The organism is Inquilinus limosus MP06, from assembly GCF_000767795.1.
GTDB lineage: Bacteria > Pseudomonadota > Alphaproteobacteria > DSM-16000 > Inquilinaceae > Inquilinus > Inquilinus limosus_E.
In genome coordinates this window covers 1-9,420 of sequence record NZ_JANX01000212.1, presented here as the reverse complement: position 1 = coordinate 9,420, position 9,420 = coordinate 1, and the positions used below count along the sequence as shown (strand labels likewise).

The 9,420-nt window shown below is 70.1% G+C and carries 8 protein-coding genes; 3 read left to right on the top strand and 5 right to left on the bottom strand.

Annotated features, from left to right (window positions below; translation table 11 throughout):
* Window positions 1-339 precede the first annotated feature (339 nt).
* Window positions 340-1,443, top strand: coding sequence for an FIST N-terminal domain-containing protein (locus tag P409_RS17150; protein ID WP_161790417.1), 1,104 nt, complete (start codon window positions 340-342; stop codon window positions 1,441-1,443).
* A gap of 2 nt (window positions 1,444-1,445) precedes the next feature.
* On the top strand, window positions 1,446-4,121 hold the full coding sequence (locus P409_RS17145; RefSeq protein ID WP_034839944.1) for a NahK/ErcS family hybrid sensor histidine kinase/response regulator: 2,676 nt from the start codon (window positions 1,446-1,448) through the stop codon (window positions 4,119-4,121).
* A 120-nt stretch (window positions 4,122-4,241) separates the two neighbouring features.
* On the opposite strand, the gene P409_RS17140 is transcribed toward P409_RS17145, so the two are convergent.
* Both P409_RS17140 and P409_RS17135 read right to left on the bottom strand, forming a co-directional pair.
* Window positions 4,242-4,829 carry a Ros/MucR family transcriptional regulator gene (locus P409_RS17140; protein WP_238578709.1) on the bottom strand — a complete coding sequence of 196 codons (588 nt, stop codon included), beginning with the start codon at window positions 4,827-4,829 and terminating at the stop codon, window positions 4,242-4,244.
* A gap of 592 nt (window positions 4,830-5,421) precedes the next feature.
* On the bottom strand, window positions 5,422-6,069 hold the full coding sequence (locus tag P409_RS17135) for a response regulator transcription factor (RefSeq protein ID WP_034839942.1): 648 nt from the start codon (window positions 6,067-6,069) through the stop codon (window positions 5,422-5,424).
* 201 nt (window positions 6,070-6,270) lie between these two features.
* Between P409_RS17135 and P409_RS17130 the strand changes: the two genes are divergently transcribed.
* Window positions 6,271-7,128 carry an HTD2 family dehydratase gene (locus P409_RS17130; RefSeq protein ID WP_034839950.1) on the top strand — a complete coding sequence of 286 codons (858 nt, stop codon included), beginning with the start codon at window positions 6,271-6,273 and terminating at the stop codon, window positions 7,126-7,128.
* A gap of 2 nt (window positions 7,129-7,130) precedes the next feature.
* On the opposite strand, the gene P409_RS17125 is transcribed toward P409_RS17130, so the two are convergent.
* From P409_RS17125 to P409_RS17115, 3 genes are all read right to left on the bottom strand, one after another.
* Window positions 7,131-7,868: an SDR family NAD(P)-dependent oxidoreductase gene (locus P409_RS17125; RefSeq protein WP_034839939.1), complete on the bottom strand. Its 738-nt coding sequence runs from the start codon at window positions 7,866-7,868 to the stop codon at window positions 7,131-7,133.
* A 177-nt stretch (window positions 7,869-8,045) separates the two neighbouring features.
* Window positions 8,046-9,062: a hydroxyacid dehydrogenase gene (locus P409_RS17120; protein WP_034839936.1), complete on the bottom strand. Its 1,017-nt coding sequence runs from the start codon at window positions 9,060-9,062 to the stop codon at window positions 8,046-8,048.
* 31 nt (window positions 9,063-9,093) lie between these two features.
* A partial coding sequence (locus P409_RS17115; protein WP_034839934.1) for an SDR family oxidoreductase occupies window positions 9,094-9,420 on the bottom strand: 327 nt, incomplete at its 5' end.

Genomic DNA, 9,420 nt, shown 5'->3' with positions numbered 1-9,420 from the left:
GGATCTCCAGAGGCTTCCCCGCGGCGACTGCCACTGCGGCACGCGTCTTCATCGGCATCCTCCATGTCTGTCGCGCCGTTCCGTACGGGCGCGTGCCCGGTCGCGCCACGGCCGTGCGGACCGGCGCCTGAACCTCCGGAAAACGGTACCGGCAAGGAAGGACCGGCCGGAATAGGACTTTGGCACAAGCGGAATCCGGGCGGATAATTGGACCTTGGATCAGTGGTCCCCGCCAGAGGGGCCCGATAAGCTTCTCGGGAGGAAGCGATGCCCCAAGCCAGTCAAGCCCAGGAGAGAACGGCCGTCACCGGCCCGAGCGGCATCCGTCGGGGGATGAGCATGAAGGCGTCGACGGAGGACGCGGTCGAGGAGCTGCTGGGCGCGATCGCCCAGGACCGGATGGAGATGGTCCTGCTGTTCTGCTCGCCCACCTACGACCTGCCGGCGGTGCTGGCCGAGATCGGCCGCCGGGCGCCGGAGGTGCGGGTGCTGGGCTGCACCACCGCCGGCGAGATCACCCCCGCCGGCTACCGCCAGGGCACCATTACCGGGATGAGCCTGTCGGCCGACCATTTCGCCACCTCGGTCCGGCTGATCGAGCCCGCCAGCTTCGAGATCGCCGACGGCGCCGCCATCATCAAGGCGCTGCTGGCCGAGCATCAGGCCCGGCACCAGCACCGCTTCGACCCGTCGCGCAGCTTCGCCCTGCTGATCAATGACGGGCTGTCGATGCATGAGGAGATCATCGTCAGCGCGCTGGGCGACGCGCTGGGCGAGATCCCGCTGGTCGGCGGGTCGGCCGGCGACAACCTGGCTTTCCGCGAGACCGCGATCTTCCTGGACGGGCGCATCCTGTCCAGCGCGTCGCTGCTGGTGCTGGTGTCGACCGACCTGACCTTCCGGGTGTTCGAGCGCCAGCATTTCGACGCGCTGGACCAGAAGATGGTGGTGACCCGGGCCGACCCGGCGCAGCGGCGGGTGATGGAGATCAACGCCGAGCCGGCGGCCGAGGAATATGCCCGGCTGATCGGGCTGGAGCGGTCGGACCTGACGCCGCTGGTCTTCGCCTCGCACCCGCTGGTGGTGAAGGCCGGCGGCCGTCACTACGTCCGCGCCATCAAGCGGGCCGATGACGACGGCAGCCTGCATTTCTTCTGCGCCATCGACGAGGGAATCATCCTGAGCGTCGCAAAGAGCAGCGATCTGGTCGCGAATCTGGTTTCCCTGTTCGACGACCTGCGCGCGGAATTGGGCAGCATCGACGCCGTGATCGGCTTCGACTGCGTGCTGCGCTATGTCGAGATGGAGCAGCGCCAGATGCTGACCGAGGTCTCGAAGATCATGGCCCAGAACAACGTCGTCGGCTTCAACACCTATGGCGAGCAGTTCGGCATGATGCATGTCAGCCAGACCTTCACCGGGATCGCCTTCGGGCCGGGCTGAGCATGGGTCGGGAGGTCGCGACGCAGGATCGGACGGACGGCGAGGCCGCGCTGCGGCGCCAGGTCGCCAAGCTGTCGGAGATCAACCGCGCCCTGATGCAGCGGGTCGAGCACAGCCTCGACATGCAGGGCAACGCCTACCAGCTGTTCCAGACCGCGATCCTCCTGGACCAGAAGGTGCGCGACCGGACGCGCGAGCTGGAGCACGCGCTGAAGGCGGTGGAGCAGTCGAACCTGGAGCTGAGCGAGGCGATCGTCGCCAGCCGCACGGCGCAGAACCGGCTGCAGGACGCGATCGACAGCATCTCCGAAGGCTTCGCCATCTTCGACCCCGAGGACCGGCTGGTGCTGTTCAACCGCCGGTTCCTGGATTTCTGGCCGCGGCTGACCGACAGCATCCGGCCCGGCCTGTCGCTGGGCGCGCTGGTGCGCCTGGGTCTCGACGCCGGCATCATCCAGTCGGACGGGCTGACGCCCGAGGCCTGGATGGCCGAGCGCCGGCTGCAGCGCGCCACCACCCGCGACGGCGGCGCCCAGCGCTGGGTCTACGCCCTGGCCGACGGACGCTGGGTCCAGGTCAACGACCGGCGGTCGACCGAGGGCGGCATCGCCTCGATCTACACCGACATCACCGACGTCAAGGACGCCGAGCGGCAGGAGCGCGAGAAGGCGCTGGCCGAGCGCTCCGCCCACCTGCAGGCGACGCTGGAGAGCATGTCGATCGGCGTCGCCGTGTTCGACCGCGACCAGAAGCTGGTGACCGCCAACCGGCGCTACGGCGAGCTCTTGGAGCTGCCGGCCGAGCTGCGCCGGGCCGGCGCGTCCTACCGCCGGTTCCAGGAGTTCAACGACGCGCGCGGCGCCCCGGCGCTGGGCACCGCCTCGCCGATCGGGCCCGGCTCCGCCCGCGGTTCCGGCCCGCCGTCGGAGGTGGCGCTGAACGGCCGCTGGTTCGAGGTCAAGGGCGACCCCATGCCCGACGGCGGCTTCGTCACCTCCTATGTCGAGATCACCGAGCGCAAGCTGGCGGAGGAGGCGCTGCTGGACAGCGAGCAGCGGATCCGGCTGTTCGCCAATGCGGTGCCGACCATGATCTCCTATGTCGACCGCGACCAGCGCTACCGCTTCGTCAACCGCGCCTACCGCGCCGGCTACGCGCCGAACGGCACGCCGATCCTGGGCCAGACGCTGCGCGCGGTGCTGGGCGACGCCGAGTACGAGCCGCGCCAGCCCTTCATCGAGCGCGCCCTGGCCGGCGCCACCGTCACCTTCGACCTGCCGCTGCCGGGGTCCGGCGACGAGATGCGGTTCGGCTTCGCCACCTATGTGCCGCACCGCAACCACCGCGACGAGGTGGTGGGCTTCTTCACCCTGATCCAGGACATCACCGAGCGCCGCCGGGCCGAGCGCATCCTGGAGGCGGCCAATGAGGAGCTGGAGCGGCGGGTGCATGAGCGCACCGCCACCCTGTCGCGGCTGAACGAGGCGCTGTCGGCGGAGGTGGAGAAGCGCCGCCGCATCGCCCGCGAGCTGCGCATCGCCAAGACCGAGGCGGAGCGCGCCAATGTCAGCAAGACCAAGTTCCTGGCCGATGCCAGCCACGACCTGCTGCAGCCGCTGAACGCCGCCCGGCTGTTCGTGGCCACGCTGGAGGACACGACGCTGCCGGCCGAGGGCGAGGCCCTGCTGGGCAAGATCGACCACGCGCTGGAGAATGTCGAGGAGCTGCTGAACATCCTGCTCGACATCTCCAAGCTCGATGCCGGGCGGGTCGGCGCCAACCTGCAGAGCGTGCCGCTGCCGCCGTTGATGGAGGCGCTGCACGACGAGGTCGCGCCGCTGGCGCAGCGCAAGGGCGTGGCCTTCACCCTGCTGCCCTGCTCGCTGACCGTCTGCTCCGACCCGCAGCTGCTGCGCCGCCTGCTGCAGAACTTCCTGACCAACGCCGTGCGCTACACCCCGGCCGGGCGGATCCTGTTCGGGGCACGGCGCCGCGGCGACAAGGTCGAGCTGCAGGTGGCCGACACCGGCATCGGCATCCCGCAGGAGCGGCTGGACGAGATCTTCGAGGAGTTCCGCCGCCTGGACGGCCCGGGGGACGGGCCGAAGCCGGAGGTGGGGCAGAAGGGCTACGGCCTCGGCCTGTCGATCGTACGGCGCATCAGCCGGCTGCTGGGCACCGAGGTCAAGGTGCGCTCGGCCGTCGGCCGCGGCTCGATGTTCTCGGTGCTGGTGCCGCTGACCGATCCGGCGCAGGCCTGCGCGGCGCCACAACCGGCCGCGGCCGCGGTGATGCCCGGTGCGGTCGACCGCGTGCGGGTGCTGGTGGTCGACAACGATCCCGCCATCCTCGACGGCATGACCCGGCTGCTGCGCAGCTGGGGCTGCCGCGTCGCCGCCGCCGGGGACAAGGCCGGGATGGAGGCGCGGATCGGGGCCGAGGGCTTCCGCCCGGACATCATCCTGGCCGACTACCACCTCGACGGCGGGCAGCGCGGCACCGAGTTGATCATCGGCCTGCGCCACGCACTGGACGAGGACATCCCGGCCGCGGTGATCACCGCCGACCGCAGCCCGGAGGTGCAGTCGATGGTGCAGGCGCTGTCCGGCGTCAGCCTGCTGACCAAGCCGATCAAGCCGGCCCGGCTGCGGGCCTTGATCGCGTCGGCAAGACGGTGAATGCACCGGGCCGAGCCGCCGGCTGGCCCCACATCGACCGCCCGGAATAGAGATCCGTCATGGCGAGCCCCGAAGGGCCGTGGCCATGACGGAAAAGGGGCTGGAGAATCACCGTTGGCATCATCGGCCGGGCCGCCTCCCCAGCTTCTGGGACTTGGCGCGGGCCGAGCACAGGGCGGCATAGCCGGGGGCGATCATCGGATAGTTCGCCGGCAGCCCCCATTTCTCACGGTATTCCTCCGGCGTCAGGTTGTAGGCCGCCTTGAGGTAGCGCTTCATCGACTTGAACCGCCGGCCATCCTCCAGGCAGACGATGTAGTCCGGGGTCACCGACTGGCTGACCGGCACCGCCGGGCGCTGGCCGCTCTCCGGCGGGCGCTCCGCCGTCGAGATCTGCTCCAGCACGCCGTGCAGATCGGCGATCAGCTTCGGCAGCGCCTGGCTGTCGACGGAGTTGCGCGCGAGATAGGCCAGCACGATGTCGACCGTCCAGGACACCGCATTGCCTTCGACCCGCTCCACCGCGGGCCGGATCGCCGGCCCGGTCGCGGCCCGGTCGGTGGCCTCGCCACCGCGTTGCGCCGGCGGCTCGGACAATGGGGCGGCGGCCAGCCTCGGGCCGTCCACCCGATCGGGCACGGCCTGGATCGGCCTTCGATCGGCCATCGCCGCCGCGGCCTGCACGACGACATCCGCGACCTGAATCACGGCTTCACGCCCGGAAGATTCGGATTTCGACAGCACGGTCAACGCCCCGCAATTATGACGTTATGAATTTCGAGAAGATTTACGCCAAATGATTTCTGTTTTTTGTCGTACCATTTCGAATTGCAATCAGACAGACGATATTTGTATCCGAACGTTGCCTGCAACAATATGCATAAGAATATCGACCTAAATCGTCAATCACCCCCGAATATGCAGCAAAAATCGGCAAAGCTCCCAATATCGGATTATGCTTCCTTTGGGGAAGAGACGATCTGACCGGCATCGACTCCATGCAGGAGCCCGGCCAAATAGACCGTCCAGTCCAAATATAGCGCACCCAAAGGTCGCCGGACATACTGAAATATTACGCGATGATTGCCGCCCAGCTGCCGGAGATCCGGCCTCGCCCCACTCCCGGATCCGAGCCGCCGAACAGCTTCATGCTCTTTCAGCCGAGCAGGCCGAGGACGATGCGATGGCCCGGGAGACGGGCGACATGGCGTGGCGGCGCCTCGCCTGGCCGGCCATGCTCAACAGCGAAAGGGAGCCTTCGGCCCGGATAGCTCATGGCATTCCGGATCGGTCGCCCGCCTCACAGGGCCCGGCGGTACTTCTGGAACAGGATCACGGCCTGGGTGCGGCTGGAGACGCCGAGCTTCTGCAGCAGGCTGGAGACATGCGCCTTGACCGTCGTGATCTGCACGTCGATGGCATAGGCGATCTGCTTGTTCAGCAGGCCCTCGGCCATCAGCTCCAGCACCTTGCGCTGCTGGTTGGTCAACAGCTCGAACCGGCAGCGCACCGCCTCGTCCAGCGGCTCGTCCTCCTCCAGCTCGCCCGGGCCGATGGCGTCGAGCCCCGGGGTGTAGCTGCCGCCGTCGAGAATGGCGGAGATGGCGGAGACGATGGCGTCGCGCGACAGCGATTTCGGGATGTAGCCGACCGCGCCGGCGTCGAAGCATTCGCGCATCACGAAGCTGTCGGCCAGGGCCGAGATCACCGCCACCGGCACATCCGGCCGGCGGGTGCGCAGCGAGCGCACGCCCTTGACCCCGTTCATTCCCGGCATGCGGAGGTCGAGCAGGATCAGGTCGATGTCCATCACCGAGGCGATCTGGTCCACAGCCTCGCCGAAGGTGCCGCTCTCGAGCACGTCGACCTGGTCGTCGAGCGTCTTGAGCGTGCCCGCCAGGGCCTCGCGGAACATCGGGTGGTCGTCAGCGACCAGGACCGTGCGCATCGGCGTATCCTCGTCTCGGCGGCAACACGGAATTGAACGTCGCGCGAGTCGCCGGGTCAAGCGGGAAGCACCGGCATTGGTCTTTGGTCCAAGGCGGGGCGAGCCCGGCCGGCGCCTCGAAGGCTTGGCGCGGGACCGAATCCGGGCGAGCCTTGCTGCCGAATGCCAGGATCAGCCCAGGATCAGCAAAGACCCATGCCGATGGCCACGCCCGCCGTGCCGGAGCCCGATCTCGACCAGCTGCGCCGTTGGATCGGCCGCGAGGAGACGGCGGAGGACGTCGTCACCGCCGATCTCGCCCGCAAGTTCAACGCGACGCTCGATCTGCCGGGACAGCCGCCGCGGGCCGGCGAGGCGGCGCCGCGGCTGATCCATTTCTGCCTGGGACAGCCGGCCGCGCCGACGGCGGCGTTGGGGCCGGACGGCCATCCCGAACGCGGCGGCTTCCTGCCGCCGGTGCCGCTGCCGCGCCGGATGTGGGCCGGCGGCAGCATCGCCTTCGACGGCGAGCTGCGGGTCGGCGACGCGGTGCGGCGGGTGTCCCGCATTACCGATGTCGTCGCCAAGCAGGGCCGCACCGGCCCGCTGTGCTTCGTCACGGTCGAGCATGTCATCGAGGCCGGCGGCCGCGTGGCGGTGCGGGAGCGGCAGGACCTGGTCTATCGCGGCCCCGACAGCGGGGAGAAGGCGCCGGCGCCGCCAGCGGAGCCCGGCCGGCACCGGCGCCGGGTCGAGGCCGGCGCGCCGCTGCTGTTCCGCTATTCCGCCCTGACCTTCAACGGCCACCGCATCCATTACGACCGCCGCCATGCGACCGAGGCCGAGGGCTATCCCGGCCTGGTCGTGCACGGGCCGCTGCAGACGACGCTGCTGTGCCATTTCGCGGCGGCGATCCACGGCGCGCCGCCAGCGCGCTTTGCCTTCCGCAGCCACTCGCCGCTGTTCGACGGCGACGCCATCATGCTGCATGCCGGAGAGGTGGGAGGAGGGACGCTCCGGTTGTGGACGGCACGAGATGGCGGCCCGGTGGCGATGGCGGTGGAGGCGGGCTGGGACTGACCTCAGAAGCCGACGCCGCCATTGACCTGCAGGATCTCACCGGCCAGGAAGGCGGCGCGGTCGGACGCCAGGTACAGCACCGCCTCGGCCACGTCCTCGGGTCGACCCTCGCGGCGCAGCGGCGTGCGCTCGACGGCGGCGGCGCGGCCTTCCGGCGTGTTGAACACGTCGTGGAAGCGGGTGCCGATCAGCCCAGGGGCGACGCCGTTCACCCGGATGCCGAGCGGCCCGACCTCCTTGGCCAGGCTGCGGGTGAAGGTGGCGACCGCGCCCTTGGTGGCGGCGTAATGCGCGGCGCCGAAGCCGCCGCCGTCGAAGGCGGCCAGCGACGACATGGTGACGATGGCGCCGCCGCGGCGCGGCTCCATCGACCGCAGCGCCGCCTGGCAGCACAGGAAGGTGCTGGTCAGGTTGACCGCGATCGCCTGGTTCCAGAGATCGAGCGAGGTGTCGACGCAGCGGCTGCGCTGCAGCAGCCCGCCGGCATTGGCGAACAGCACGTCGAGCGGCCCGAGCTCGCGCTCGGTGCGGGCGAAGATTTCGGCCACCACCTCCGGCCGGGTCAGGTCGGCCGGCAGCGCCAGGGCCCCCAGTTCCGCCGCCAGCGCAGCCGCCTCGTTCCGGCTGGTGGCATAGGTAAAGGCGACCCTGGCGCCCTCCCTGGCGAAGGCGCGGGTGGCGGCGGCGCCGATGCCCGACGCGCCGCCGGTGACGAGCACGACCTTGTCCTGGAAGCTCATGGAAAGTCCTTTCGGTGGGCGGTATCGAAGCCGGATTGAAGCGCTTCCGCGCCCTCCACTCGGAAACCGTCATTGCGAGCGCAGCGAAGCAATCCAGGGCTGTTTGGCGTGGCCCCTGGATTGCTTCGTCGGCTTCGCCTCCTCGCAATGACGGCTCTTTTCATGAGGCGGCCGATGTCAAGCCATCGTCGCCAGCATCGCCGGGGTCACCCGGTGGCGCAGCGGCTCGCCGGCCAGGAAGCGGCGGATCTCATCGACCGTGGTGGCACCCTGGCGCTTGTGCGAATCCTCGCTGTGGCCGGCGGCGTGCGGCGACAGCACCACATTCGGCAGGCTGCGGAACGGGCTGTCGGCCGGCAGCGGCTCCTGGTCGAAGACGTCGAGCGCGGCGGTGAAGCGGCCGCTGCGCAGCGCCGCCAGCAGCGCCGCCTCGTCCACCAGCGACGGCCGGGCGGTGTTGATGAACAGGCAGCCGTCGCGCAGCCGCGCCAGCTGCGCCGCGCCGATCATGTGCCGCGTCTCCGGCAATGCCGGGGCGTGCAGCGAGACGATGTCGCTGCCGGCCAGCACCTCGTCCAGGCCGGCGCGCTCGACGCCGAGCTCCGCGGCCTTATCGGCAGTCAGATACGGGTCGAAGACCAGCAGCCGGCAGCCGAAGGCGCGGAATAGGCCGATCACCAGCCGGCCGACATAGCCGGCGCCGACCAGGCCGACCGTCTGCGCCCCGAGCAGCCGGCCGAGATGCCGCTGGCGCAGGTCGAGCCACCCCTCCCCGGCCTTCATCCCGGCATCGTGTTTGTGCGGCTCGCGCAGGATCGACAGGGTCTGGGCGATCACGAACTCGGCCACCGATTCCGCGATGTTGACCGCGGCGTGGGAGACCTGGATGCGGCCGCTCTCGATCGCCGCGGCCGGCACCAGGCGGCGGACACTGCCGGCCGAATGGGCGACCAGGACCAGGTCCGGCCGGACGGCCAGCACCTCGTCGCCGATCGGCGGCGTGCCCCAGCCGGTCAGCGCCGCCACGGCATCGTCCAGCAGCCGGGGCAGGTTGTCCGCCGTCAGCTCGCCCGGCCCCGGCGCCCGCACCGTGGCGGCGGCGGCCAGCGCCTGCTCCGCCGCGGGCGGGATCATCTGCGCCCGCATCTCCGGCGTCAGCAGCAGGGCCACCACCGGCCCGGATCCTGTCGACATGATGGTCCCCTCTGATTGGTCTTGCGGCCGGTCAGCTCCGGCTCGGCTGCAGCATGATCTCGGCGACATGGGCGCGCGGCGGCAGCGCCATGACGAACAGGCAGGCGGCGGCGACATCCTCCGGCTGCAGCGCCTTCCGGCGCGCCTCCGGCGGCACCGGCGCCGGCCGCTTGTCGAGCAGCGGCGTGTCGGTCATGCCGGGCAAGATCACGGTCAGCCGCAGGCCGTTCTCGCGCTCCTCCTCCATCACCGCATGGGACAGGGCCATCACCCCGGCCTTGGTCGCCTGGTAGGCGGCGCCGGAGCGGTCGGGCCTCCGTGCCGCGACCGAGGCGATGTGGATGATGAGGCCCTGGCC